Source organism: Paenibacillus sp. KS1 (assembly GCF_001680695.1).
Classification (GTDB): Bacteria; Bacillota; Bacilli; order Paenibacillales; family Paenibacillaceae; genus Paenibacillus_B; species Paenibacillus_B suaedae.
Genome location: NZ_MAIS01000313.1, coordinates 1 through 430, shown reverse-complemented (window position 1 = coordinate 430; position 430 = coordinate 1). Strand labels below are relative to the sequence as shown.

The window sequence follows — 430 nt, the reverse complement described above, 5'->3', positions numbered from 1 at the left end:
AGCAGCCGCTTAAGAGAGACATGATCGTCAACAGCATAATGACGGTCTTTCCATTTTTCAACACGTACTACACGCTCCCTATTTTGCCTTGTCTTTGTTTGCAGATTCTCGTACTTTCATTAGCAATTCCTGTGCCTTCTCCTCAAGAGCAGCTGCTGCCTCATCAACTGTTTTCTCGTTCGCGACGACGGCATCCAGCTCCACACGCAGCAGCTTATCGAATGATGGGAAGAACTCGGATGGGATACGCTCATCTCTCTCAATGTTGTTCTCCGCCCTGATCTTTGGCGTATAGTACGGATCCGTACTTCTGCCCTTTATGTCCTTCATATAGCCGTTGCGCGAAGGAAGCTGGCCCTTCAGTGTACGAGAGCGGGCCTGCGCCATTTCCGGGCCATTTACGAACTTGACGAATTCCCAGGCTGCACGC

1 pseudogene is annotated in these 430 nt (G+C 50.7%); it reads right to left on the bottom strand.

The features are described from left to right. Nucleotides 1-78: 78 nt before the first annotated feature. Nucleotides 79-430 (bottom strand): annotated as a pseudogene (locus tag BBG47_RS28475) (sugar ABC transporter substrate-binding protein); the annotation flags it as partial.